Annotated in this window: 25 protein-coding genes; 6 read left to right on the top strand and 19 right to left on the bottom strand. The window is 66.6% G+C overall.

Features of this window, described 5'->3' with window-relative positions; genetic code table 11:
- Positions 1-119: 119 nt before the first annotated feature.
- Together phaR and phaC are read right to left on the bottom strand one after the other, a co-directional pair.
- Complete coding sequence (phaR, locus tag FBX97_RS05675) at positions 120-680, bottom strand: polyhydroxyalkanoate synthesis repressor PhaR (protein ID WP_141829394.1); 561 nt, start codon at positions 678-680, stop codon at positions 120-122.
- 205 nt (positions 681-885) lie between these two features.
- Positions 886-2,664, bottom strand: coding sequence for a class I poly(R)-hydroxyalkanoic acid synthase (gene phaC, locus FBX97_RS05670; protein WP_141829392.1), 1,779 nt, complete (start codon positions 2,662-2,664; stop codon positions 886-888).
- Between the two features lie 50 nt (positions 2,665-2,714).
- Between phaC and FBX97_RS05665 the strand changes: the two genes are divergently transcribed.
- A complete protein-coding gene (locus FBX97_RS05665; protein ID WP_141829390.1) occupies positions 2,715-2,933 on the top strand; it encodes a hypothetical protein in 219 nt (72 codons plus the stop codon).
- A gap of 26 nt (positions 2,934-2,959) precedes the next feature.
- Here FBX97_RS05665 and pgeF read toward each other — a convergent pair whose 3' ends face one another.
- Together pgeF and FBX97_RS05655 are read right to left on the bottom strand one after the other, a co-directional pair.
- Positions 2,960-3,739, bottom strand: a complete 780-nt coding sequence (gene pgeF, locus FBX97_RS05660; RefSeq protein WP_141829388.1) for a peptidoglycan editing factor PgeF — start codon at positions 3,737-3,739, stop codon at positions 2,960-2,962.
- Positions 3,739-4,743, bottom strand: a complete 1,005-nt coding sequence (locus tag FBX97_RS05655) for an RluA family pseudouridine synthase (protein WP_141829386.1) — start codon at positions 4,741-4,743, stop codon at positions 3,739-3,741. Before FBX97_RS05655 ends, pgeF begins: the two co-directional genes overlap by 1 nt.
- 126 nt (positions 4,744-4,869) lie before the next feature.
- Here FBX97_RS05655 and FBX97_RS05650 point away from each other — a divergent pair, with 126 nt between their 5' ends.
- Complete coding sequence (locus tag FBX97_RS05650) at positions 4,870-5,712, top strand: outer membrane protein assembly factor BamD (protein WP_141829384.1); 843 nt, start codon at positions 4,870-4,872, stop codon at positions 5,710-5,712.
- A 93-nt stretch (positions 5,713-5,805) separates the two neighbouring features.
- On the opposite strand, the gene yaaA is transcribed toward FBX97_RS05650, so the two are convergent.
- The gene (yaaA, locus tag FBX97_RS05645) at positions 5,806-6,576 is read right to left on the bottom strand and encodes a peroxide stress protein YaaA (protein ID WP_141829382.1); all 771 of its coding nucleotides are present in this window, start codon (positions 6,574-6,576) and stop codon (positions 5,806-5,808) included.
- A 45-nt stretch (positions 6,577-6,621) separates the two neighbouring features.
- Between yaaA and FBX97_RS05640 the strand changes: the two genes are divergently transcribed.
- Together FBX97_RS05640 and FBX97_RS05635 are read left to right on the top strand one after the other, a co-directional pair.
- Positions 6,622-7,077, top strand: a complete 456-nt coding sequence (locus tag FBX97_RS05640) for a putative toxin-antitoxin system toxin component, PIN family (RefSeq protein WP_141829380.1) — start codon at positions 6,622-6,624, stop codon at positions 7,075-7,077.
- 27 nt (positions 7,078-7,104) lie between these two features.
- Complete coding sequence (locus FBX97_RS05635) at positions 7,105-8,262, top strand: pyridoxal phosphate-dependent aminotransferase (RefSeq protein ID WP_141829378.1); 1,158 nt, start codon at positions 7,105-7,107, stop codon at positions 8,260-8,262.
- Between the two features lie 61 nt (positions 8,263-8,323).
- On the opposite strand, the gene FBX97_RS05630 is transcribed toward FBX97_RS05635, so the two are convergent.
- Positions 8,324-9,796: a PLP-dependent aminotransferase family protein gene (locus tag FBX97_RS05630; RefSeq protein ID WP_141829377.1), complete on the bottom strand. Its 1,473-nt coding sequence runs from the start codon at positions 9,794-9,796 to the stop codon at positions 8,324-8,326.
- A gap of 214 nt (positions 9,797-10,010) precedes the next feature.
- Between FBX97_RS05630 and FBX97_RS05625 the strand changes: the two genes are divergently transcribed.
- Positions 10,011-10,643, top strand: a complete 633-nt coding sequence (locus FBX97_RS05625) for a tetratricopeptide repeat protein (RefSeq protein WP_141829375.1) — start codon at positions 10,011-10,013, stop codon at positions 10,641-10,643.
- Between the two features lie 114 nt (positions 10,644-10,757).
- Positions 10,758-11,405 carry a dihydrofolate reductase family protein gene (locus FBX97_RS05620; RefSeq protein ID WP_141830943.1) on the top strand — a complete coding sequence of 216 codons (648 nt, stop codon included), beginning with the start codon at positions 10,758-10,760 and terminating at the stop codon, positions 11,403-11,405.
- A 58-nt stretch (positions 11,406-11,463) separates the two neighbouring features.
- Here FBX97_RS05620 and FBX97_RS30355 read toward each other — a convergent pair whose 3' ends face one another.
- From FBX97_RS30355 to FBX97_RS05555, 13 genes are all read right to left on the bottom strand, one after another.
- A complete protein-coding gene (locus FBX97_RS30355) occupies positions 11,464-12,747 on the bottom strand; it encodes a M48 family metallopeptidase (protein ID WP_141829373.1) in 1,284 nt (427 codons plus the stop codon).
- Positions 12,748-12,766: 19 nt separating this feature from the next.
- Complete coding sequence (locus tag FBX97_RS05610) at positions 12,767-13,663, bottom strand: ExeA family protein (protein WP_141829371.1); 897 nt, start codon at positions 13,661-13,663, stop codon at positions 12,767-12,769.
- Complete coding sequence (mshL, locus tag FBX97_RS05605) at positions 13,663-15,456, bottom strand: pilus (MSHA type) biogenesis protein MshL (RefSeq protein WP_141829369.1); 1,794 nt, start codon at positions 15,454-15,456, stop codon at positions 13,663-13,665. The genes FBX97_RS05610 and mshL overlap by 1 nt, the downstream gene beginning before the upstream one ends.
- Positions 15,457-15,828 carry a hypothetical protein gene (locus FBX97_RS05600; RefSeq protein ID WP_141829367.1) on the bottom strand — a complete coding sequence of 124 codons (372 nt, stop codon included), beginning with the start codon at positions 15,826-15,828 and terminating at the stop codon, positions 15,457-15,459. It lies immediately after the preceding gene.
- On the bottom strand, positions 15,813-16,520 hold the full coding sequence (locus FBX97_RS05595; protein ID WP_255517310.1) for a hypothetical protein: 708 nt from the start codon (positions 16,518-16,520) through the stop codon (positions 15,813-15,815). The genes FBX97_RS05600 and FBX97_RS05595 overlap by 16 nt, the downstream gene beginning before the upstream one ends.
- A complete protein-coding gene (locus tag FBX97_RS30450) occupies positions 16,517-18,145 on the bottom strand; it encodes a hypothetical protein (RefSeq protein ID WP_370457158.1) in 1,629 nt (542 codons plus the stop codon). The genes FBX97_RS05595 and FBX97_RS30450 overlap by 4 nt, the downstream gene beginning before the upstream one ends.
- A gap of 151 nt (positions 18,146-18,296) precedes the next feature.
- Entirely contained in the window at positions 18,297-21,602 is a 3,306-nt protein-coding gene (locus FBX97_RS05585; protein ID WP_141829365.1) for a DUF6701 domain-containing protein, read from the bottom strand.
- A complete protein-coding gene (locus tag FBX97_RS05580) occupies positions 21,599-22,051 on the bottom strand; it encodes an agglutinin biogenesis protein MshP (RefSeq protein ID WP_185748482.1) in 453 nt (150 codons plus the stop codon). Before FBX97_RS05580 ends, FBX97_RS05585 begins: the two co-directional genes overlap by 4 nt.
- Positions 22,048-22,923 carry a prepilin-type N-terminal cleavage/methylation domain-containing protein gene (locus FBX97_RS05575; RefSeq protein ID WP_141829363.1) on the bottom strand — a complete coding sequence of 292 codons (876 nt, stop codon included), beginning with the start codon at positions 22,921-22,923 and terminating at the stop codon, positions 22,048-22,050. The genes FBX97_RS05580 and FBX97_RS05575 overlap by 4 nt, the downstream gene beginning before the upstream one ends.
- Positions 22,920-23,564: a type II secretion system protein gene (locus tag FBX97_RS05570; RefSeq protein ID WP_141829361.1), complete on the bottom strand. Its 645-nt coding sequence runs from the start codon at positions 23,562-23,564 to the stop codon at positions 22,920-22,922. Before FBX97_RS05570 ends, FBX97_RS05575 begins: the two co-directional genes overlap by 4 nt.
- The gene (locus FBX97_RS05565; protein ID WP_141829359.1) at positions 23,554-24,126 is read right to left on the bottom strand and encodes a Tfp pilus assembly protein FimT/FimU; all 573 of its coding nucleotides are present in this window, start codon (positions 24,124-24,126) and stop codon (positions 23,554-23,556) included. The genes FBX97_RS05570 and FBX97_RS05565 overlap by 11 nt, the downstream gene beginning before the upstream one ends.
- A 33-nt stretch (positions 24,127-24,159) precedes the next feature.
- Positions 24,160-24,666: a type II secretion system protein gene (locus tag FBX97_RS30350; protein WP_141829357.1), complete on the bottom strand. Its 507-nt coding sequence runs from the start codon at positions 24,664-24,666 to the stop codon at positions 24,160-24,162.
- 62 nt (positions 24,667-24,728) lie between these two features.
- Entirely contained in the window at positions 24,729-25,196 is a 468-nt protein-coding gene (locus tag FBX97_RS05555) for a type II secretion system protein (RefSeq protein WP_185748481.1), read from the bottom strand.
- Positions 25,197-25,207 lie beyond the last annotated feature (11 nt).

The raw sequence follows: 25,207 nt of genomic DNA, 5'->3' as shown, positions 1-25,207 counted from the left end.
CTGCGAAGGCAGGGGCCCAATTTGACGTTGGCGAAACGCTACGAACTTGGGCCCCTGCCTTCGCAGGGGCGACGTGCTGAAGGCGCGGGCCAACTGAGATACCCGCGTTTCTCAAGCGCTTACTTCTTCTCCGGCGGCTGCGGCGCCACGAACGGGAACACCCCGAACATCGCCTTGCTCTGGTTCTGCATCTGCTCCTGCATCTGCAGGAACAGGTTCTTGCTCTGGTCGATGTAGTTGTTCATCATGCCCTGCATCATCGGGCCCTGGATGTTCATGAACTGGGTCCACATCTCGGTGTTCAGCGGCTTGCCTTCCAGCGCGCCGGTCGCTGAACCGACGAACTTGTTCTGGATGTCGGTAAAGGCCTGCACGTTCTTTTCCAGGTACGAGCCCATCATGCCCTGCATCGCGTGACCGTAGTAACGGATGATCTGGGACAGCACGCTGCTCGAGAACATCGGCACGCCATGCGCTTCCTCTTCCAGGATGATCTGCAGCAGGATGCTGCGGGTCAGGTCCTCATTGCTCTTGGCATCGACCACCGTGAATTCGTCGGCATCGAGCACCAGCTGCTTGACATCGGACAGCGTGATGTAAGAGCTGGTCTGCGTGTCATACAGCCGGCGGTTCGGGTATTTCTTGATCAGGCGTTCGCTGCTTTTTTTTCCACTACTCATCTCATGTTCCATATAGTGCGCTGTGATTTGGCTCTGGCGCTTTCTTATGCGGCAGCCACGGGCGGACCCGTGGTGTCTCCGATTCCAAGAGGATACACCCCAAAAATACCACGTCGCGAACGCAGTTGCAGCAATTATTCATCGGGCAACTAAATTCTTCCGTGAGTAAGTTGCCCGATTTCACCATCAAACACCGGACAGGCGGTCAGTCCGCGCGCGCCTTGACGTAGCGGCCCGGCGCTGCTTCGATCGCGGCGTAGCCGGCCCCGCCCGGTGCCGCCGGCGGGTCGACTTCGGCGCCGCCGTTCTCCGCCAGGAATTTGGCCCATTCCGGCCACCAGCTGCCCTTCTTTTCGACGGCGCCGGCCAGCCACTCGTCCGCCGTCTTGGGGCGGCTCGCGCCCTTGCCGTTACCACCTTCGAACACCCAGTGGCTGCGCTTGTTCTTCGACGCCGGATTGATCACCCCGGCGATGTGGCCGGACGCTCCCAGCACGAAACGGTTGGCCTTCGGCTTCGCCGGGTTCAGCAAGCCCATCGAGGCAAACGCGGCTTCCCAGGGCACGATGTGGTCTTCGCGCGAGCCGTAGATGAAGACCGGGCAATCGATCAGGCCGAGGTCGACCGGCACCCCGGACACCGTCAAGGCGCCCGGCACCTTCAGCTTGTTTTCCAGATAGGTATTGCGCAAGTACCAGCAGTACATCGGCCCCGGCAGGTTGGTGCTGTCGGCGTTCCAGTACAGCAGGTCGAATGCCGGCGGCGTCTTTCCCTTCAGGTAATTCTGCTGGACATAGTTCCACACCAGGTCGTTCGGACGCAGCGACGAGAAGGTGGTGGCCAGGTCGCGCCCCGGCATCAGGCCGCCGCGCGCCAGCGTCTGTTCGCGCAGCGCGACCTGGGTCTCGTCGACGAACACGTCGAGCACGCCGGTGTCGGCAAAGTCGAGCAGCGTCGTGAACAGGCTCAGGCTGGCCGCCGGCTTGCATCCGCGCGCGGCCTCGACCGCGAGCGCGGTGGCGGCGATGGTGCCGCCCACGCAGAAGCCGAACACATTGACCCGATCCTGGCCCGAGATGGCGCGCGTCACATTCAGCGCTTCGATCGCGCCCTGTTCCACGTAGTCGTCCCAGGTGATGTTGCCCATCGTCTGGTCGGGATTGCGCCAGGACACCATGAACACCGTATTGCCCTGTTCCACCAGGTAACGCACCAGCGAGTTTTCCGGCTGCAGGTCGAGGATATAGTACTTGTTGATGCATGGCGGCACCATCAGCAGCGGCACCGCATGCACGGTCGGCGTGGCCGGCGTGTACTGGATCAGCTGGAACAGCGCATTCTCGAATACCACGCTGCCCGGCGTCACGCCGACGTTGCGGCCGACTTCGAAGGCCGACTCGTCGGATTGCGAGATGCGCCCCTTCTGCATGTCGGCCAGCATGTTCTGCAAGCCCTTGGTCAGGCTTTCGCCATTGGTTTCGATAACTTTCTGCTGGGCTTCCGGGTTCGTCGCCAGGAAATTGGCCGGCGACAGGGCATCGACCAGCTGCTGCACTGCGAAGCGGATCTTCTGCTTTTCACGCGCCGGCACTTCGACGGCTTCGGCCAGCGCCATCAGGAATTCGGCATTCAACAGGTAGGAGGCCGCGCTGAAGGCCGACATCGGGTTCGCGCTCCATTCCGGCGCCGAAAAGCGCTTGTCCTGCAGGCTCGGCGTCTTGCCGGTCATGACGTCCTGCCACAGGCGCGCCGCCTTTTGCAGGTAGTCGTTGCGCAGCGCATCCAGCTTGGCCGGCGCCAGGCTGGCGCCGAAATCGCCCATCAGGCGGGTCGCCAGGCCGGCCGGCGTGCCTCCGCCGTTCAAGGCACCGTTCATGGCCCCGCTCATCGCAGCCATTCCGGCTTCGGGCAGCTTCATCCAGGCTTGCCAGGCAGTGGGATCGGAAAACTGCGACATCCAGGAAGCGGCATCAGGCGTATTCATAGCGGTGTCCCTTGTTTTAGAATGAGTGATTGTCCAACGCGGAGAAGTCGATGTGGATCGTGGCCATAGGATGGATGTACGTGGTGACCCTGATGGCGGCGACCGAACCAAGCGTGGTTGGCGGCATGATGACTTTTCTCGGTTATGGCGTGCTGCCATTATCGCTCGTTTTATATCTCGGCGGAGTGCGCTTGCGGCGGCGTCCGCGAGCGGCGCCGCGCAGCGAGCCTGGGGCTGCGCCGGATGACGCCGATCCGCCGGGGCACTGACACGCAGCGGCGTCAGGCCCGGCGCTTTATTTGAGCCAGATCAAGCTCGCCTGACGGCCGGTGACGCGGTCGCGCCGGTAGGAATAGAACTGTGTCGCTTCGCTGTAGGTGCAGCGCTCGCCCCCATGGACGCGGGTGACGCCGTCGCGCGCCAGCATCCGCCGCGCCAGCAGATAGATGTCTGCCAGGTATTTGCCCTCGCGCCCGGGATAGTCGCGGAAGGCGTCGGCGGCCGCGCCAGGCAGCGCAGCCTCGAAGGCGTCGCGTACGTCGGCCCCGACTTCGAAGGCGTCCGGACCGATGGCCGGCCCGAGCCAGGCCGTGATCTCGCCCGCCCCGGCAGCACGCATGGCGGCCACGGTGGCACCCAGCACGCCGCCGGCCAGGCCGCGCCAGCCGGCGTGGGCCGCGCCCACCACCTTGCCATCGAGGTCGGCAAACAGCACCGGCAGGCAATCGGCGGTGAGGATGGCGCAGACGATGCCGGCGCCGGCCGCGATGCTGGCGTCGCCGGTCTGCACCGGCGCCCCGGGCCGGACCAGGCTGGCGTCGACCACGTCGGCGCCGTGCACCTGCGCGATCCAGGCCGGCTCGCCCGGCAGCAGCGCCCGCAGGCGGGCGCGGTTTTCCTGGACTGCTTCCGGGGCGTCGTCGACGTGGCGGCCGAGATTCATGCCGCCGCCGCCCTGTCCGTCATCCCAGGGCGCGGCGCTGACCCCGCCCTTGCGGGTGGTCGCCAGCGCGCCGACGCCGGCGGGCAGGTCCGGCCAGTCGGGCCGGATCAGGCAGGCCTCGAGTCCGGCCATCAGACCGCTTCCGGCTCTTCGATGCCGGCGCGTTCGAGCAGCTCGGCGAAATCGTCGGCCAGCGGCACCACCCACTCCATGTGCTCGCCGGTGGCCGGGTGACTCAGGCCGAGGCGCCGCGCCTGCAAGGCCTGGCGGTGGAAGAAGGGCATCAGGTGCGGCTTGCCGTACACGGTGTCGCCGACCAGCGCGTAGCCCAGGTGCTGCATGTGGACCCGGATCTGGTGCGTGCGGCCGGTTTCGAGGCGGCATTGCACCAGGCTCACCGGACGGCGATCCAGCTCGCCGGTTTCCAGCAATTCGTAATGGGTAATGGCCGGCTTGGCCAGCGGCGCATTCGACACCGCCATCTTGATGCGGTCCTTCGGGTGGCGCGAAATGGGCGAATCGATGGTGCCGTGGTCGCGCGGCGTACCCCAGACCAGGGCGAAATACTCGCGCTTGACGGTACGCGCCGCCAGCTGGCGCACCAAGTCGGTCTGGGCTTCCAGGTTTTTACCGACCACCATCAGGCCGCTGGTATCCTTGTCCAGGCGGTGCACGATGCCGGCGCGCGGCACCGACACCAGCTGCGGGCAATGGTGCAGCAGGCCGTTCAGCAGCGTGCCCGACCAGTTGCCCGAGCCCGGGTGCACGACCAGGCCGGCCGGCTTGTTGATCACCATGATCGACTCGTCTTCGTAGACGATGTTCAGGTCCATCGCTTCCGCGGTGTAGGCGGTATCTTCCGGGGCCGGCTGCGGCACCACCACGACGGTTTCGTCGCCGTAGGCGGTGCCCTTGCCCTTGGCCGGCTTGCCGTCGACCAGGATGTGGCCTTCGTCGAACCATTGCTGCAGGCGGCTGCGCGAGAACTGCGGCACCAGGCCGGCGACCACCTTGTCGAGGCGCTGGCCGCAGTGTTCTTCGTTCAGTTGCAGGGTAATCGGTTCAGAATCGAAGCCGCCGGCTCCGGCGGGGAATTCGGCATCGAGTTCGTCGTCCAAGTCGGAGTCGATCATCATTTCAGCCGAATTCGGCGCAGCATTTAATATCACGTCAGTCCCATCAGCTATAATCAGCTGTTCGTTGATTCTGGGAACCGTGGCAAGTCCACAGTCCCGCTCGGTAAAAACTTCTTGCAAATAGCTATGCAAAAAAAATTGTCTGTATTGGTCATGACCTGTGCCCTGCTCAGTTTGTCCGGTTGCGGTCTGTTCAAGGACCGTGGTAACGACGAGAGCAAGAACGTGTCAGCATCGAAATTATACGCTGACGCGAAGGATGAAATGGCGGGCGGCCACTACGAGTCCGCGATCAAGCTGTACCAGCGCCTGGAATCCAACTACCCGTTCGGCACCTACGCTGCCCAGGCGCAGATGGAAATCGCCTACGCCCACTACAAGGCGCAAGATGCCGCCGAGGCGATGGCGGCCGTGGAGCGCTTCATCAAGCTGCACCCGAACCACCCGAACGTCGACTACATGTATTACTTGCGCGGCCTGATCAACTTCAACGACCAGATCGGCTTCCTGAGCTTCATCTACTCGCAGGACCCGACCGAGCGCGATCCGAAAGCCACGCGCGAAGCCTTTGCCGCCTTCAAGGAACTGGTCGACAAGTTCCCGAACAGCAAATATGCAGCCGATTCGATCGCGCGCATGAATTACCTGATCAACGCGATGGCGGCCTATGAAGTCCACGTCGCCAACTATTATTATCGCCGCGGCGCCTACCTGGCCGCCCTCAACCGCGCCCAGACCGCCGTGACCCAGTTCAGCGAAGCGACCGCGCGCGAAGAAGCGCTGTTCATCATGATCCGCAGCTACGACAAGCTCGGCATGTTCGACCTGCGCGACGACACCCAGCGCATCTTCCAGAAGAACTACCCGGACAGCCGCTTCCTGAACCCGAACGCCAGGGGCGATGCGGCGTGGTGGAAGTTCTGGGCCAAGTCGGGTCCGAAGCCGTCGCCGAAAGACGTGGTGCAGTAAGCCGCCCTCGTTCTTAGAAAATAAACAAAGCCCCGGTGCCGGCGACGGCCCCGGGGCTTTTTTCATGCGCGGGCGGTGCCGCGCGCCCGGCCCTCAGGCCTCCTGGCGGCGCCGGAACACCCACTGCTTCTCCTTCGACGCCGCGGCATCGAAGGCATAGCCATCCACATCGAAGTCCTTCAACTGCTCCGGATCCGTAATGCCGTTCTCGGCCGCGTAGCGCGCCATCATCCCGCGCGCGCGCTTGGCGAAGAAGGAGATGATCTTGTACTTGCCGTTCTTCCAGTCCTCGAACACCGGCGTGATCACCGGCACGTCCAGCAGCTTCGGCTTGACCGACTTGAAGTACTCTTCCGACGCCAGGTTGACCAACGCCCCGGCGCCAGCCTCGGCCGCGTCGGCATTCAGCGCCTCGGTGACGCGTTCGCCCCAGAAAGCATACAGGTCCTTGCCGCGCAGGTTCTGCAGGCGGGTACCCATCTCCAGGCGATAAGGGTGCATGCGGTCCAGCGGCCGCAGCAGGCCGTACAGGCCGGACAGGATGCGCACGCGCCCCTGCGTGTACTCGAGGCCGGCCGCATGCAGCGTGCGCACGTCGAGGCCGGTGTAGACGTCGCCGTCGAAGGACATGATGGCCTGGCGCGCGGCGCCGTGGTCCGGGTGCCAGTCGGCGTAGCGGGTCACGTTCAGCACGGCGAGCTGGTCGGAGATGCTCATCAGCTCGCCGACCTGGGCCGGCGACCAGGGCTTCAGCACCCCGATCAGTTCGGCCGCGTGGTCGATGAAGCGCGGCGTGGTGGCATGCTGCGTGGTCGGAGGGGTGTCGAGGTCGAGGGATTTGGCGGGAGAAAGGACGATCAGCATGGTGCGGAAACTGTGGAGCGGCTCAGTAAAGGTACAATGCCGCACATGATACCTGCTCCAGCGAAACCCATCATTCTAGACACCAATGTTTGCCTCGACCTGTTCGTGTTCCACGACCCGCGCTGGGCGCCGCTGCTGGCGGCGCTCGAGAGCGGCGCCGTCCAGGCCGTGACCCGCGCCGACTGCCGCGACGAATACCGGATCGTGCTGCACTACTCTCACCTGCCGCTCGACGAGGCCTCGCGCCTGCATGCCGAAGAACGTTTCGATGCCCTGATCCGGGTGGTGGCGCCCGATTCGCGCGCCGTCCGCCTGCCCGTCTGCAGCGACCGCGACGACCAGAAGTTCCTGGAAATCGCGCGCGACGCCGGCGCCGCCATTCTCGTCACCAAGGACAAAGCCCTGCTCAAGCTGGCGCGCAAGGCCGCACGCGAAGGGCTGTTCCGCATCATGACGCCCGAGACCTGGCACAAGACCGAAACGCCGGCCGCGCTACAATAGCCGCATCGACAAACTGCACCGTCCACCATGACCACTCCCGTCCTGCAATCGCGCCTGCCGGCCGTCGGCACCACCGTGTTCACCCTGATGTCCGCCCTCGCCACGGAGCATGGCGCAGTCAACCTCGGCCAGGGCTTCCCCGACTTCGGCTGCGACCCGACACTCCTCGACATGGTGAACGACGCCATGCGCGCCGGCCTGAACCAGTACCCGCCGATGGCCGGCGCCGCCCCGCTGCGCGAGGCCATTGCCGCCAAGATCGCCACGCTGTACGGCCACGCCTACGATGCCAACACCGAGATTACGGTCACCGCCGGCGCCACCCAGGGCATCATCACCGCGATCCTGTGCGCGGTGCATCCGGGCGACGAAGTGATCGTCATCGAACCGGCCTACGACAGCTACCGGCCTTCGATCCAGCTGGCCGGCGGCGTGCCGGTGACGGTGCAGATGCGCCTCGGCGAGGCAGGCTACAGCGTGCCGTGGGACCAGATCGCGGCCGCGGTCACGCCGCGCACCCGCATGATCGTGATTAACACGCCGCACAACCCGACCGGCTCGATCCTGCGCGCGGCCGACCTGGATGCACTGGCTTCGATTGTCGCGGGCACCGATATCCTGGTGCTGTCGGACGAGGTCTACGAGCACATGGTCTACGACGGCGAGCAGCATGCGTCGGTCAGCCGCCACCCGGTGCTGGCCGAGCGCGCCTTCGTCGTGTCCAGCTTCGGCAAGACCTACCACGTGACCGGCTGGAAGGTCGGCTACGTCGCCGCACCGGCCGGGCTGACGGCGGAATTCCGCAAGGTCCACCAGTACAACGTGTTCACGGTGAATACGCCGATGCAGCATGGGCTGGCCGGGTACATGCGCGATCCGGCGCCTTATGTCGAGCTGCCGGCGTTTTACCAGCGCAAGCGCGACCTGTTCCGGGCCGGGCTCGAGGGTTCGCGGTTTACGCTGCTGCCGGCCGACGGGACTTATTTCCAGTGCGTGCGCTATGAGGGCATCTCGGATCTCGGCGAGTCCGAATTTGCGCAGTGGCTGACGCGCGAGGTCAAGGTGGCGGCGATTCCGGTGTCGGCTTTCTACAGCACGCCGAAGGAATCGGGGATTGTGCGGTTTTGTTTTGCGAAGCAGGATGAGACCTTGCAGGTGGCGCTGGAGCGCTTGGCGAAGGTGTGAGCCGCCACCTGCAGGCACATCGTTTGAACGGACTTTATCGCCTGGGCACGCCCCGGCGTAGTCACCGTGCTCTCATGGTGGCCGCTCGACAAGCGATTCCGGCGAGGCGCTGCACCGCAGCGTCGATCTCCGTGGCCGGCACCTGGCTGTAGCCCAGCAAGAGACCTGTCCACGAGGTCTTGCGCAGTCCGGTTTCGTGCCGCGTCATGCAATGCACGGCAATGCCCGCGGCGAGCGCAGCATCAGTGATCTGGTCGTCTCGCCAGGCAGGGTCGGACAAGCGGAGCGACAGGTGCATACCCGTACCGGCGCCGTGCACGGCTGCGATGCCGCCGACATGCCGGTCAAGAGCGTCGAGCAATGCATCGCGCCGCTCGCGGTAAAGTCGCCGCATGCGGCGCAGGTGCTGTAGAAACTGCCCGCTGCCCAGGAATGCCGCCAGGGCGCGCTGTTCCGGCACGCGCCCATGCATGGGCATGCGTGTCAGGACAGGCCGGACGACCTCCGCCAGGCCGGGTGGCAGGACCATGAAGCCGGTACGCATGGCCGGGAACATCGTCTTGCTGAAGGTGCCGAGATAGATGACCGGCGAGGATGATACGAGGCCCTGCATGGCGGGCAGAGGCGGGCCGTCATGCCTGAACTCGCTGTCGTAGTCGTCTTCGATGATCAGAGCGCCTGCATGCTGCGCGTTGTCCAATAGCGCCAGCCGGCGGCGCATACCCAGCACACCCCCGCTCGGGTACTGGTGCGAAGGACTCGTATAAATGAGACGAGGCGGCGTTCGCTCCCAGTCGCCGGCAGTCGGGACGATGCCCTCGTCGTCCACTGCGATGCCGACCGTACGCAGCTGACCGCCACGAAACGCCGACAGCGCCCCGAGGTAGCCGGGGTTCTCGATCCAGGCGGTGTCTCCCGCGTCCGTAAACAGGTGAACGCACAGCTCCAGGCTCGCCTGGGTGCCGTTGGTCACCACGACCTGTCCAGCGTCGCAGCGCACGCCGCGCGCGGCCTGCAGGTAGTCGGCGATCGCCTGGCGCAGCACCTGCAGGCCGGCGGGGTCGGCATAATCGAGTTCAGAGGGGCGGGTCTCGCGCCAGGCACGGTCCAGCGTCCTGCGCCAAGCCGCCATCGGGAAGGCGTCGAGCGCGGGAACGCCGAGTGCAAAGGCACCGCTCAGCACACCGGGCAGCGCCATGCCGGTGAGCGCTTGCGCCCGCCGGGACAGGGCGAACGCGGTCCAGTCCGCGCTTTCCTCCACGATGGCAGAAGCCGCCACGTGCGCGACCAGGGTGCCGCGCCGGGATGTCAGCAGCAGCCCTTCCGCCATCAGCTCCTCATACGCGTACAACACGGTGTTACGCGCAATGCCCAGCTCTCGCGCCAGGAGCCTGGTGGACAAAAGGCGGTGTCCGCCAGCAAGGCGCCCTCCCAAAATGGCTGCACGCAGGCAGGCGTGGACCGTGCGTTGGCGCGGCCAGCCGCTGACATTGTGCTGCCGCTCGAAATCGGCGAGCAGAAGACTGTAGTCCACCTGTAGTCCTATCGCGTTGGCCTCCGCTGGCCCTTACCTGGAACCAGCATGCCGATTATAGTGTGCCAACTCGCCATGGAGCATCGCACGGCCGCCCGAGGTACGGCTGCCGACGGCGGCCGCGAGATCGCCGCTGCGCTGGAAAATTTTCAGGAATGTGTCGAATTCCGTCCATCCATTCGTCGATGAGGTAGAAACAAACCTCCACAAGGCAATGAAAAAACAGATCCTCGGAATAGCGTTCGGGATCGGTCTGCATGGCGCCTCGATTGCCGGCTTCGCCGAAGGGGTGGTGGCATATGACCGGCACGATTATGTCTTGGCGCTAAGGGAAGTCGCTCCGCTTGCCGACGCCGGCAATGCGGATGCGCAGCATTTGATCGGCTTGATGTATTACATGGGCCGCGGTGTGACGCGGGATCACACGCAAGCCTTTCGCTGGGAACACAAGGCCGCAGTCCAGGGCCATGCAGCCGCGGAATATGTCATCGGCGCAATGTACTACACCGGCAATGCGGTGTCCCGGAACCAGACGCTGGCAGTATCCTGGTTCCGCAAGGCGGCACAGCATGGGCATCCGGACGCCCAGTACGCTCTCGGGCTGATGTACCGCTACCATGTCGCCGGCGTACCGGAAGATCCTGTGATTGCGTACATGCTATGGAATCTCGCTGCGGCCGGTGGCAACCGCAATGCCGAATCTCAACGCGCCGACATCGCGCGCCGGATGACGGAGGAGCAGATCGCGCAAGCCCAATGCCTGTCCCGCAACTGGCGCCCGGGCATGCCTCTGCCTGCCCAGTCCCGCGACAACCAAACCGCCATATCGATGGATCTCCCCCCATGAACATCCTGCGTTTCCTGTTCGCGGTACACGCCACGAGGACCATGTCGAAGGCTTCAGGGCCTCCCTGGAGAATCTCGCACAATTCGTCGAAACGCCAACACGAAAGGAGCCATGATGTCTGAACTAAAAGTACGAGGCTTTTCCATTTCCATCGACGGTTACGGCGCAGGCCCGAACCAGAGCCTGGAGAACCCCATGGGTGAAGGCGCCGGCGGTCTGCACCACTGGTTCCGTGGCACGCGCACATTCCAGAGCATGATCGGCAACGAAGGCAAAGGGACGGATGGCCCGGACGAAGACTTTGCCGCGCGCGGCTTCGAGAACGTGGGCGCCTGGATCCTCGGCCGCAACATGTTCGGACCGGTCCGCGGTCCCTGGCCGGACGACAGCTGGAAAGGCTGGTGGGGCGACGAGCCGCCCTACCACGTCCCCGTGTTCGTGCTGACCCACCATCCGCGTGCGCCACTGGAGATGAAAGGCGGCACCACCTTTTATTTCGTCACCGACGGCATCGAGTCCGCCTATGCGCAGGCCCGCACCGCCGCAAACGGCAAGGACATGCGCCTGGGTGGCGGGGTGGCGACGTTGCGCCAGTACCTGCAGGCCGGCCTGGTGGACGAGATGCACCTGGCGATCTCCCCGGTGTTGCTGGGGTCCGGCGAATCCCTGTTCGCAGGCCTGGACCTGAACGCAATGGGCTTCCGCTGCACCCGGCACGTGCCGACGCCATCGGCAACGCATGTCGTGTTGCGCAAGGACTGAAAGCAGCGCTGCCAGCTTGCACATTGAACAGCGACGATTTCGGTATCTGAAAATCCGCCTAGCGCCCCAGCTGCCGGATCTGCCGCTCGACAAACGCCTGCAGCTCAGCCGACAGCACCCCACTCCCCTGCGCCTTCTGGAACGCCTCCAGCGCCTCGCTGTTGCGCTTCTCGGCCTGCAGCGAAATCCCCATCCCCATCCACCATACGCCATTGCCCGGCACGCTGCGCAGCGCCGCCTGGTACTCGGCCGCCGCTTCGCGATGACGCTGCTGGCGCTGCAAGGCGCCCGCCAGGAAAGCGTGGTAGTCCGGGTTGGCCCCGGCATACGGCAAGGTGCGGGTCAGGGTTTCGATGCCGTTGCCGCCGCGCTCGATCTGCAAACGGGCCAGCAGCATCGCCAGCGCCGGCTGGCGTGGGTCCTGGGTCAGGCCGAGCTGCAGCTGGCGGATCGCGTCGTCGGGGCGCTTGGCTTCGATCAGCAGGCCGACCAGGGTCTGGCGCGCGGCTTCGTGGCCGGGGTCGATGCGCAGTGCGGACTCCAGGGAGGCGATGGTCTCGCCCATGCGGCCGTCCTGCATGCTGGACAGCGCGCGCCGGTATTCGGCTTCGGCACGCTGCGACACGCTCTGGTTGCGGCCCGATGCGGTGCGGGCCGATGCATTGCGGCTGTCGGCGATGGTCCCGGCAGGCGCAAAAGGCTTGCGCGCCAGGCGCGCTTCCAGTTCCTGGGTCAGGGCCCGGCGTACGGCGCGCGCTTCCTCGCTGTCCGGCTCGACCGGCGCCACCGACTGGTACGCCACCCGCGCCGGCAGCGTGTCGACGATGGCGGCCTTGTGCTTCGGCGCGGCGCTGTCGCGGCGGGCCTGCGGCGCCTCCGGTTTCACGGGACGGGCCTCTGCCTTGGCTGGCGCCGGCGGCTCGGACGCCGCGGCACGCGCCGCCACCACCGGTGCCGGTTCGGGTGCCTGCGCGGCAGGCGGTTCGGCAACCGGCGCCGATGCCGGCTCCGAAGCAGGCGTACCGGCCGGCAGCATGGTGATCGTGCTGGTCATCTGCGGCGGCGCCTTGGCCGCTGCAGGCACAGGTACGGGCGCAGGCACGGCAGCCGACGCCGGTTTGGCCACCAGCGGCGCGCTAGCCACGCCGGGTGCATGCAGCTGCTGCCACCCGAACCACACCACCGCCACGGCGGCGAAGGCACCGCCCACGCCGGCCGCCAGCATGCGCTTGTTGACACCGTGGGGCTCGCGCGCCACCGGCTTGATTTGCGAAGGTAAGGCCTCGCCCGGCGCGGTACCGCGCGCGTCGAGGTCCTGCAGCATCTTGTTAATCAGACTCATCGCTTACTCATCCCGAACGTTAGCGCAGCAGCGCCCAGGCCAGGCCCGCGGCCAGGCAGGTTGCGCCCGCACCCGCCGCCGCCATCCATGGGCGGACGCGGCGCGGGCTGGCCGCCAGCGTGTCGCGCGCGGCGGCGGTCACGTGGGCGCCCGCCACCTGCTGCCGGCCCTCGCCGTAGCTCAGCATCAGCGCCTTGTGCGCCAGGATGTTGGCCAGGCGCGGCACGCCGCCGCTGCTGCGGTACAGGCGGCCGATCGCGCCCTGCGTGAACAGGCGCGCGCCGCTCCAGCCGGCCACGCGCAGGCGGTGCGCCACATAATAATCGAGGTCGTCGCGGCTGAGCGGTCCGAGGTGGTAATGAAAGGTGATGCGCTGGGCCAGCTGGCGGATCGATTGCAGTTCCAGCTTGCGGTTCAGTTCCGGCTGGCCGAACAGCACGATCTGCAGCAGCTTGCGCTTTTCGGTTTCCAGGTTGGTCAGCAGGCGCAGCGCTTCCAGGCTTTCCACCGGAATCGCCTGCGCTTCGTCCAGGCACAAAATCACGTGCTTGCCCTGCCCCGCCAGCTGCAGGAGGCGGTCGGTGATCGCCTTCAGCATGCGGTGCTGGTCGACGTCGCGCTCCAGCTGGACTTCGAGCTCGTCGGCCAGCGCCAGCATCAGCGTGCGCGGCTCCAGATACGGGTTCGGGATGTAGGCGGTGACGAAATCCGGGCCCAGCGTGGCCATGAACTTGCGGCACAACAGGGTCTTGCCGGTGCCGACTTCGCCGGTGATCTTGATGAAGCCCTCGCCGCCGCGCGCCGCCACCAGCAGCGTGTTCAGGGCTTCCTGCGAATGCGGGCTGCCGAAGAAGAAGCTGGTGTCCGGAGTGATCCCGAACGGGGCCTCGCGCAGGCCGAAGTGGGCCGTGTACATTACCGGATCCCTCGCGCGCGCGGATCGAGCTGCTCGATGCGGCGGTTGGCGTCGAGCAGGTCGTCGTTCCAGTTGTTGATGCCTTCGACGATGGTCGGCTTGATCAGCACCACCAGCTCGCGCTTCTGGTTGACGCGTTTCTTCTGGCCGAACAGGGTGCTCAGCACCGGCACGTTGGTGGCGCCCGGCACGCTCGAGCTGTCGTTGGTCGACGCCTGGCGCATCAGGCCGCCGATGGCGACCACCTGGCCGTTGGTGCCGCGCACGATGCTGTCCAGCTCCGAGGTGGCCGATGCCGCCAGTGGCAGCGTCAGGTTGCCGGCCGAGCCCAGGCTGACGTCCTTGTTGACGGTCGAGACCTGGCTCACCGACGGGTGCACGTGCAGCAGGATGTTGCCCTTCTCGTCGATCTGCGGGGTCACGTCCAGCACCACGCCCGAGAAGAAGGGTTGCAGGGTCACGCTCGGCGTGACGGTATTGCTGCTGGTGGACAGCGCGGTGGTGGTGGTCACGCCGGTCACGTAGAACTCGTCGGTGCCGATCTTCAGCACCGCCTTCTGGTTGTTGATCGCCGCCACGCGCGGACTCGAGAGCACGTGTACGGTGCCCTGGGTTTCCAGGAAGGACAGCAGCGCCGCGAAGTTGCTGGTCTGGACCGCGAGGCCGAACATCGAGCCGGCCGCGTTGACCGCGTTCGACAGCGAGAAGCCGGTGCTGGCCGACAGGCCGGTGGCCGGGTCGGTGATCACGGCCGGCTGGCCGCCGCCGAAGGGCAGCGGCGTCAGCGACGCGCCCGGTCCGATGATGCCGCCCGAGACGCGGTTGTCGTGGCTGCTGCGGATCGAGGCGAACGAGGCCCAGTTCACGCCGCTCTGGTAGCTGTCGTTCAGTTCGACTTCGAGGATCTTCGCTTCCAGGATCACCTGGCGGTCGACCGCGAGCTGGGTCGCCTTCAGGTAGGCGTCGACGTTGCGCAGTTCGTCCGGCATGGCGCGGATCACGATCACGCCCGACTGCGGACTGATCACGACGTTGCGGCCGCCCTCCTTCGGCCCGACGATGGCTTCCACGGCCGCCTTCAGGTCGGCCCAGAAATCGTTGTCCGAGGTGGTGTTGACGTCGGTGCTCTCGACCTGGCCCGGATTGCCGCCGTACTGGTTGCTCTGGTTGCCGTTGTTCTGGCCCGTCGCGCCCTGGCCGCCGTTCTGGTTGCCGTTCTGGTTGTTGACGGCGTTCGAGACCGAGGTCGAGGTCACGCGCAGGTTGGAGGCGCCGCGGCGCTTGCCGACCAGGTAGTTCACGTGGAACATCTTGGTCTGCATGGTCAGCGGCTTGATCGAGATGCGGGTGCCGTCGATCTTGTAGTCGTAGCCGTACATCTCGCGGATCGCGTCCAGCGTTTCCGGCAGGGTCACGTCCTTGAGGTTGGCGGTGATGCTGCCGCTGACGTCCGGGTGCACCAGGATGTTGTAGCGGGTGCCGGCGACGATCGAGCGGAAGAACTGCTGCGCCGGGACGTTGTTGAACGAGACGTTGAAGCGTTCTTCCAGCGCCGGGCGTGCCTTCGGCAGCTGGGTCGCGAGCGCGGCGGCGGGCGGCAGCAGTGCGTCGGCCACCGCGCTGTCGACGCTCGGGGCGGCGGCCGGACGGCTGGCGTTGACGCCGGCGACTTCCTTGCGGATCTGGTCGTAGGTCGTGTTGTTCGGCGCGCTCTGGCAGCCGGCCAGCAGCAGCGCCGCGGCGCTTGCGATGGAGGTGGCTCGGGTAATCACACAGTTAAGCGTCGTATGCATTCATTGTCCTCGGGTGGAGCGTACGGGCGAGATGCCGCCGGCGGCCGGGGGCACCAGGCGCAGCACCTGGCGTTCGCGGCCGCGTACCAGTTCGACCTCGTTGTCGGCGATGCGCGCCACGCGCGCACCGCGGAAATCGTCGCCGGGACGCACGGTCTCGCCGTCGATCACGGCCAGGTGGCGGCCGCCGGGCGCGCGTCCGATCAAAATGGTTTGCAGTTGCGGCGCGGCGCTCGGCGCCGCGGCGGGGCCGGCCGTGGCCGTCATGAGGCTGGCCGGCGGCCGCATCGGGTCCTGCAATGCCTGGGCCGCGGCGGCGCCCGCGGCCAGCGTCAGCACGGCGGCCAGCAGGGTCTTCACAGCTTCATCCATTTCTCGTCCAGGCTCAGGGTATACAGGGTCAGGGTCAGGCGCACGGTCGGATACTCTTCGACATCGAGCTGGGCGCGGCCCCAGAACAGCTGGGTCGGCAGCGCTTCCAGCGCCGTCATGTAGTCGACCATGTCGAGGTAGCTGCCGCGCGCGGTCAGTTCGACGCCGTGGCGGAACAGCAGCTCCGGGCCCTTGACGGCGGCCGGTGCGAGCGCCGGCGCGGCAGCCAGGCCCTTGGCCTTCTCGCCGGCATCCACGATGCTGCTCAGCGGATCCACCGGCAAGGTGCGCACCGCCACCAGCTTCAGGCGGCCGTTGGCGCGCAGGATCGATTCCAGCAGCGGCGCGATGCGCTCCGGCGGCACCAGGCCACGCTGCATCGCGCGCAGGTCCGAGCTCAAGCGCTCGGTCTCGCCGCGCACCGCCTGCAGGCGTGCGCGCAGCGGCGCGTCGGGGTCCTGGCGCGCCTGTTCCAGCTTGCGCACGATCTCGGCGTTGGTGGCGGCGATCGCGGTCTTCTGCTGGGCCAGCTGGGTGCGCAGCGCATCCTGCTTGCGCTGCAGCGGGCCGAGCACGATGAATTGCGCGGCCAGGGCCAGCGTCGCCAGTACGGCAAGGAACACCATCACGCGTTCGCGCTGGCTGAGGGCGTCGATGCGGGCAGCCAGTACCTGCCAGCGTTGCTTCATCATGGCTGTGCTCCCGGCTTGCCCTGCGGCGCCGACGCCAGGCTGAATTCGACGTAGGGCGCCGGCATGCTGGCGTCCTTGCCGTCCTTGCCCGCGACCTTGAGCGCGGCCGCTTCGCCGATCTGCAGGGTGCCCACCGGCGTGCCCTGCATCACCTGCTCGTTGCGCAGGCGGCCGAGGAAGCCCGGCACCAGCGCCGGGTCGAGCGCGCGGCCGCGCACGCCGATGTCCTGGCCGGCGCCGCCGATGCTGACGCCGGTCAGCCACAGGCCCTCGACGCGCTGGCGCGCCAGCGCGCGGAAGTATTCGGCATAGCCGCGGGTGTTGCCCAGGTCGCCGCGCCGGATGGTGTCGGACACGCGGTGCAGCGCGTCGAGCTGGGCGTTGGCCTCGGCCAGTTCGCCGTCGAGCCTCGGGTCTTTCTGGCGCGCCGGGTAGTCGGCGGTGACGCCCGCGAGGCGCTTCTGCACCCCATCCAGGCGTGCCGCGCCGGCCTTGGCCTCGCTCTGCAGGTCGGCCACCTGCATGTTCTCATGGATGCCGGCAGCGGCCAGGCCAAGCGCCAGCACGCCGCTGCCGATCGCCATCGTGCGTGCCGTGAGACGCTGGATCTGCTGCTCGAACTGTTCGCTGAACAGGTTGATCTGCTGCGGCGCGCGGGTGCCGGCGGCACCGGCCTGGACATCGCGCAGGGCCGCGCCCAGCGCCACGAAGAAGCGCTGCTGGAGCGCCGCGTCCTTCAGCTCGGGCACGCGCGTGAGGTCGAACACGGTGGCAAGGTCGAGCGTCTCGACGCGGGTGTACAGGTTGCTCGACAGGTATTCCTCGAGACCGGTGGCCGCGGTCGGGGCCAGCACCAGCTTGGCCACGCTGATGAAGGAGAACTGGCGTTCGAAGTGGTCGAGCGAGCGTTGCAGCTCGAGGGTGATCTTGTCGAAGGCCTGGTGCTTGCGCTCGTGGTCGGGCTCGAGCAGCTGGGCCAGCGTCACGTCGATGCGGCGCGACAGGTACAGTTCGCTGCGCCAGGACACGGTCAAGAGGCCGCCGTCCTCGCCGAACGACAGCATGGCCACGCCGCGGCCGTCGCGTTCGAGCATGCCCGAGACGTTACGCTGGGCCATCTCCGGGATGTCGATCGCGCCCAGCCTGACCTTGGCGTCGGCGAACAGGTTCTGGCGCGCCTTGACGACGCTGTTCCTGGCTGCCACCGCGAACACGCTCTGCTGCGGGCGGGCGGCGGCGCTGGCGTCGACCGGAATCTCGAGCGCATCGATGGTGGCGTCGTCGACCGGGAAGTCGAGCAGGTCCTTGAGGCGCCAGCGCATAGCGGTCCGGAGTTCCTCGCGCGGCACGTTCGGCGCCTCGGCCGAGAGCAGCTGGTAGTCGCCGCCGCCCAGCACCGTGGCGCAGCGGTAGTCGCCGCTGTGCAGTTCCTTGCCGGCGCGCTCGAGGGTGTCGACATCGAGGCGGCCCGGGAAGAAGTGCGCAAGCATCACCATTGGCTGCCGCTCGGCCTCCGCCGCGGCGCCGCCTGCGGGCGCGGCCACGCTGGCGGTGGCCAGGCCATCGCGCTGCGGCACGATCGCCAGCCAGGCGCCGTTCTTCTTGGGTCGACTAAATAAACGCATGCGCGGCCGTGGACATCAGTGAGTTCGAGGAGTATTCGCTAGACTCTTGATTATATTCAACTCCAGGCAAAAGCCGATACCATTTTTGCACTCAGGAAAAATATTCCCGGTTTCCTTTGTAGAACAACCAAGAAGCCGTTGTGCTTACACCTCACCGGTAGATTTCACGCAGGTAGATCAGCGGATTGCGGTAGACGCCGAAGGTCACGCGCGCGCGCGTGCTCGGCAGCCAGATGCCGGCATTGCCGCCGCCAACCGTCAGGTCGAAGGCGCCGATGTTGGTGCGGCCCGGGCTCTTCAGGCCCAGGCGGCCGACGCCGTTGTTGAGCGGGATGGCAACACCGCCGCCGAGGGCCGTTACCGCGCCCGTATTGCAGGCGCTCGGCGTGGCGCTCTTGCTGTCGGCGAAGAAGCGCGTGCAGCTGTTCGTGACCGGCACCAGCTTGTCGCCGGTCGTGGTGGCGCTGTCGGTGGCGGTGGTCACCCAGGTCTTGCCGTTCCAGTACTGCTCGGCCAGGTTCAGGGGTAGGTTCAGCAGTTCGGAACCGAAGGCGTTCGGCACGAACAGGCGTCCGGACACGGCCATCAGGCCATCCTCGTATTGGGCGGCGCGCGCGGTGTCCAGCGTGGCCGACGTGACGAAGATATCCTTGGTCGTTGTGGGGCCGGTCGACAGCCGCTCGCGCATGTTGGCGCGCAGGTAGAACAGCGTCGGCGCTACCCTGCCGCCGGTGGCGGCAGCGCTGCTGCCCGCGACGAAGGGGTTGCCGAGCGCGTAAGTCCCGTTGGTCGTCATGGCCGGGAACTCGTAGGGACCGCCGGAAGTCTGCAGCGGGTTGGCGGGGTCGACCGCGAAACCGGTCAGGGGCGAACTGGTGATGTCGTTCGGCTTGACCGCGGCCGTCATGCCCACGTTGCGGTAGACCACGCCGTTGACGACGTTGGCGTTGGCGTTGCTGGCGAGACCGGCCAGGTTGCGGAACAGCGACAGCGGCTGCTCGGCGCCGTCGCGCGGCAGCGCATACGGCGTCACCGTGAAATTGAACGGCTGGTTCGAGTACACGGCGCCCACCGGCGCGAAATCGGTCGGGCATGCCATGTCGGGGGTGCAGGCGAAAGGCGCCACCACCCGGCTCTCGAAATGGTCGGGATAGAAGTGGCCGATCACGCGGGTGGCACTCACGATCCGCGCCGGGTCCGCCTTGACCGCCTTGCCCGGACCGCCGACCACGCCGGTGCCCAGGTAATCCGACAGGTAGGGCGTGACGGCCAGGTAGCCGCCCTCGAACCAGCGTGCTTTCGCATCCAGCGCGCCAGCGATGCCGGTGTTCGGGGTGAAACCCTGGTCCAGCACGAAGGCTGCGGCGACCAGCTTGTCGATCGCGCCGTCGCTGTCGGCCACCGGCAGGACCGGTGACGCCAGCGGGTCGGCTGCGAACAGGTCGAGCTTGAAATTGAGTTCGATCAGGTTGTCCGCCAGCACGCCCTTGAGCGCAGTCGGCTCCTTGCCGAAGCTCGGCGCATAGTTATTGTCGGCCATCAGCGCCCCCAGGCGCATGGTGAACGGTTCGCCGGCCTTGGCAAAGGCGGTCGGACTCGGCTTCTTCCAGCTGTCGCCGCCCGTGCCCAGCAGGTCGGCGACGCCGTCGGCGTTGCGGAACACGGTCTGGAAGCGGATGTCGGTCGGGCGCGAGATGAAGTCGACCGTTCCCATCACCGTGCCCTGGTAGCTGAGCGACAGGCTGATGCGGCCGACGTCGGCATAGAAGAAAGCCGAGCCGTTCGGCAGGGTGCCGGTCGGCTGGTTGGCCGGCACGGTCACGTTGACATACTTCCAGCTGCCCTTGCAGTCCAGGCCCAGGCCGGCCTGCGCATAGGTCAGTGCCACGTTCGAGTAAGGCTGGCAGGTCGCCGCCAGGCCGATGTTCAGGGTGTAGTCCGAGCTGCTGACGGCACTGGCGCGGCCGCCGGCAACCGAGGTCACATAGATCTTGGTCGTGCCGGCAGCGGCGGTCACCGGACCGATGAAGCGGTGACAGCCGGCGTCGCCCGGCGCGGTGACGATCGGATCGCCGCTCTTGCAGACCTCGGTGGTGAACACCACCGCCGACGAACCGGGGTCGGTGGCGGAGCTGGTATTCGTCGCCGTGTTGTTGCCGGTGTTGCCGTCGCCGGTCATGCCGGCCACGGTGGCCGAATTGGTATAGGTGCCGGTCGCGCTCGGCGTCACGGTGATGGTCAGCGCGTTTGCCCTGTCGCCGGCGGCAAGCTGACCGGCGCGGGTGCAAGTGACCAGCGTGGCGCCGTTGCTGCCGGCGGCGCTGCTGCAGCTCCAGCCGCTGCCGCTGGTCGAGACCAGCTTGAGGCCGGACGGCAGCGTGTCGGTGACGGTGATCGGGCCGGTCTCGACGTCGGTGCCGACATTGCTGACGTTCAGCGTGTAATAGGCGGTCGAACCCACGCGCAGGTCGCCGGTGCGCGTCATCGACAGTGCCAGGTCGCCGTTGCCGACGAAAGGCATGGCGACGATCTCGGCACTCAGCAGCACCAGGTCCTGGCCCGAGCGGTAGGTAGTGGTGGCGGTGTTCTGCCCCGGCGAGATGAAGTTCGCGTTCAGGGTATAGGCGTCGAAGTCGATGCCGTAGCTGCTGTAGTCGCCGCTGATGTTGCTGGCCGAGTTGAACTGGTTGCCCGCCGGGTTCATCGAATCGGTCAGCTCCTTGCCGTTGAACAGCAGGTTCTCGCCGCCCTGCGACAGCGTCGCATCGCCTTCCCAGGTGATGTGGCCGATGCGGCCGGTCACGTTGCTCGGCAGCGGATTCGGCACGTTGAAGTTGCCGAGGTTGATGATGAAGCCGCTGTTTTGGAAATACTGGAAGCCTTCGTAGACGTTCAGCAGGCGGAATGGCTCGTCCGGGTGCGAATACACGACCAGCAGCGCGAAACCGCCGACCACCGCCTGTGAGCCGCACCACGGGTTGCCGTTATCGATGCTCAACCCGCTGAACGTATAAGTCGTGTTGGGATTCAGCTTGCTCCTGACCCGCGCCGTGACGTCGGCGGCGCCGCTGAAATAATTCATGCCGTTGCCGACGGTGCCGGACGTGTACTGGCGTCCGGCATACACCGACACACCGTCGAAGGTGACGTTGTTGTCCGCGGTGTTGCCGGAGCCGACCCAGTACAGCCGGGCACTGAGGATGGTGGCGCCGGTCGGCACCCCGGACAGCTTGGCCGAGACGCTGCCGGTGATGCTGCAGGCGCTATTGCTGTAACTGTTGTTGCCAGCCGTGCGCATCGTCGCCTCGGTGCCGGTGAAGTTGACCTGGCCGCGGAAGCTGGTGTACTGCTGCACCGTGGTGTCCGCGCGCGCCGCCGGGCCGGCCAGCAGCAGGGTCAAGCCGAGCAGCAGGCCCAGGAACAGCGCCGGCCATTGCGCCGGGTAGCCGGGCTTCACGCCGACACCTCCATGCGGCGGCGCACGTATTGTGGACTGTTGTTGGGCACGCCCTCGCACAGCTTGTTGGCGTCGGCCATGTTGCAGGCGACCGAGGTGATGTTCGCGGGCGTATTGGGTCCGCCGGCCTGGTTGCAGCTGACCACCACGGTGAAGCTGCGCAGTTCGCTGTCGGCCGGCATGGCGAGCGTGACCTGGCTGGACGCGCCGGGGCAGCAGCCGGCTGCGGTGCAGCCGCCGCGCAGGCGCCGGAACAGGCCGTACTCGATGCCGGCGCGGGCCGCCTGGTAGGCGCGCGCGCCCTCGAGGTCAAGGTCGGAACTGGCTTGCTGGCTGGTGTACAGCGAGACCATCGCCACGCCGAGGCCGGTCAGCACGACCAGCAGGAAGATCGCGGTGACGAGGCCGACGCCGGCGCTGCGCGCCAGGGAAAGAGGTGCTCGCATCATGGGGTATTGTCGACGTGGATCTGGTGGACCAGGCGGATTGCCGGCGAATCGGGATAGCGGCCGCGCAGCTCGAGCGACACCAGCACCAGGCCGGTACGCTGGGTCGCCGCCGTGTCATAGTTGAACAGGCCGTTGCAATTGGTCAGGCGCGCGGCGACGATGGCGCGCTGGCCGCCGCTCGGGACCGCCGACTGGGTCGCATTGATGGCGTAGCCCCAGGCGCGCATCAGGGTCTGGGTACCGTCGCCGGCGTTCTGGCAATAAAAGCTGACGGGGCCGCTGACCACCTGGAAGCTGCGCGTCGGCGACGGCAGCGCCGGCGTGGCCGCCGCGAACGGATTGGCGTTCAGGCGCACGGTGGCGATGCGTCCCAGCGTGGCGTCGGTCGTGTAAGCCGGCGCGGCCTGCACCACGCCGCTGTTGCCGCCGCCGTAGGCATCGGCCGGCGCCACGCCCAGGTTGTAGACCACCACGCGGTCGCCCGCCGCCACCTGGGCGAAGCTGTCCGGCGGCGCCAGCACGGTGAACGCCGTCTGCGCCGGATCGTCGAACGCCGGCAGGCTGGTCACGCCGTCGTCGACCGCCAGGTAGCGCCCTCCGGTTTTGGTCTGCAGGAATTCGAGCGAATTGCCGTTCACGACGCGCACGCTGTTGGGCAGCGCCAGGCGGATGTCGCGCGCGATGCGGCGCAGCGCCAGGTCGGCCTGGTCGGTGATCTCGGCGCGGTCGACGGCGTCGCGGTAGCCCAGGATCGGCGCGCGGATGAACAGCGCGACGACGGCGGCCAGGATGCCGATGATGACGATGACCAGGATCGCCTCGACCAGGGTGAAGCCGCGTGCGCGGCGCGGGGTTCTGCGCGACAGGGTCATAGCGAAGCCGGCGCGTAGCGCGTGCGGAAGCCGTCCAGGCTCAGGGACTTGCCGTCGTAATTGATGGTGACCGTGATGCGCAGGACGTCGGTCTGGGCGCTGTCACCGGCGTTGCCGATGGCGTTGGCGCCGCCGGCGCTGCCCAGCGTATCCGGGCGGATTTTGACGCTGGCCGTGAAACCGCTCAGCGGCAAGGGATTGCCATTGGCGTCGGCCAGCCTGCCGTCGGCGGCGTTGAAGGGTGTGGCAAACGACTTGGGGTCGACGGCGTAGTCGTTGACGTTGTCGAAGGGCCGCGCATTGTTGGCTTCCGGCCCCCAGTTCTCGACGGTCGCGGCGGCGCACCCCTCCGGCCCCGCGACCGCGGTGGCCGGATTGTCGTCGCCGGCGCGTGGATCGTAGATGTCGCAGTACGAGAACTTGGCCAGCTCGACCTCTTCCAGCAGCGCCTCGGCCAGCATCAGGGCCTGCTTGCGGCGCACCGGATCGGCGCTGCGCTGGGTGGTGAAGTTCATCACGGCGAGGATGGCGGCCAGGGCGACGCCGATGATCATGATGAACAGGATCAGTTCGATCATCGTCACGCCGCGCTGGCGCACGCGGGAATGACTACGGGAACGGACGCGCGGCTCAGTTGACATAGCCGGTCTCCTGCGACACCTCGATCGGGATCGACACGCCGCCGCCCGCGATGACGACCTTCAGGCCGCCGAAGACGCTGCTGCTACCTGTGATGCCGGGCTGGCCCAGGCCATTGAAGAAGAAAGGTGCCAGGCTGCCGGACACCGGCTGCATGCTCACGCCGCGCGGCCAGCCTTCGCAATACCAGGTCTGGACGTAGGCGCCGCCGGCAACGCAGCGGGCGCGGGTGGCCGCGCTGCCGCTGTTGGCGCCGGACGGTGCCGGCACCAGGGCGCTGGACGGGCATGGGGTGGCGGCATCGAAGCACAGCGCCACGCCGTCGAGCGCGCCCTGCACGTACACCGGGCGGTTCTGGGCGACGGCCAGCTTCTGGGCATAGCGCAGCATGGCGCGGCTCTGCTCCGCGAACGCGGTCGCGTCGTAGCTGCTGCGATCGAAAAAACGGGACACGCCGATGGCGCTGAGGATGCCGATCAGGATGATCACGACGATCAGTTCGACCATCGTGAAGCCACCGGAGCGGCGGAGAGAAGCGGAGGGACGGCGCAAGATATGGGGCATGTGCTTCGACATGGGCCGCGCCTCCGCGGCGGTTTAGTTGCAGTTGGTGACGTCGGCAACGACGGTCGGCGGCGTCACGACGGTGCCGGACACGGTGGCGGGAGTATAAACGACCCTGCAGTTGGTCTCGGCGTTGACACCGATCGGCGACACGGTCACGCTGCCCGTCGTCGTACCGGCGGTGGCGACCACGGTGATCGTATAATCCTTGTTGGTCTTGCCATCGGTGGTGATGCCGGCCGCGGTTGCCAGTGCGGCGCTGGCGCTCGGGTAACCGTTCGACATCGGCACCGCCAGACCTTCCATGGTGGCGTTGGTCGAGTTCGCGGTCGGGTTGACCAGGAACTGGCCGTGGGCCATCGCCGACACCGAGTTCAGCGAGCCGCGCACTGCCTGCACCGATGCGGCGCGCGCTTCGGCGCTCAGGTTGGCGAACTTCGGCAGCGCGGTGGCGGCCAGGATGCCGAGGATGACGATCACGACGATCAGTTCGATCAGGGTGAAACCGCCTTGTGCAGCGCTCTTGAGGTTCTTCTTCATACAATAATCTCCGAAAAAAGTGGTGCGGATAAGCCGCTTGGTTTAGCTGGTGATTCGGTTGCCTATCCGCTGACTTGATTCAGGGCCAGGCTGACGTTACGTTGTTCAGGTGCTCGTAGGAATTCTACCTTGAACTTGAGCAATCTTGCCGTACCGAAAGACAATCTTTCTGCGTTTGGTAACAGATACACAATCGATTTGTCGCGCGCATCAAACACCCAGCCGGCACGGCCGATTTTTTCGGGGTCCGGCGCCTCGAATTCGCCGAGATAATTCGAGGGCTTGTCGATCAGCAGGTTCATCGGGTTGTCCTCAGCCAGCGCGCGCAGCGCGTCCAGGCGGCCGGCCGCCTGCAACTGCACCGCGCGCACGTGCAGCGCGGTGCGCATGGCCGCCACCAGCTGGCGCGTCGCCGCCATCTCCGCCTGGTCGCGGTAATAGTCGAAACGGTTCAGCAGCACGGCGCTGAGGGCGGCGGCCACCATCACGGTGACCGCGAATTCGAGCAAGGTAAAACCACGTGTGCGCATGGGTATCCTCA

This window comes from Herbaspirillum sp. SJZ107 (assembly GCF_006715485.1).
Classification (GTDB): Bacteria; Pseudomonadota; Gammaproteobacteria; order Burkholderiales; family Burkholderiaceae_D; genus Telluria.
This window is presented reverse-complemented; position numbering and strand designations above follow the sequence as displayed.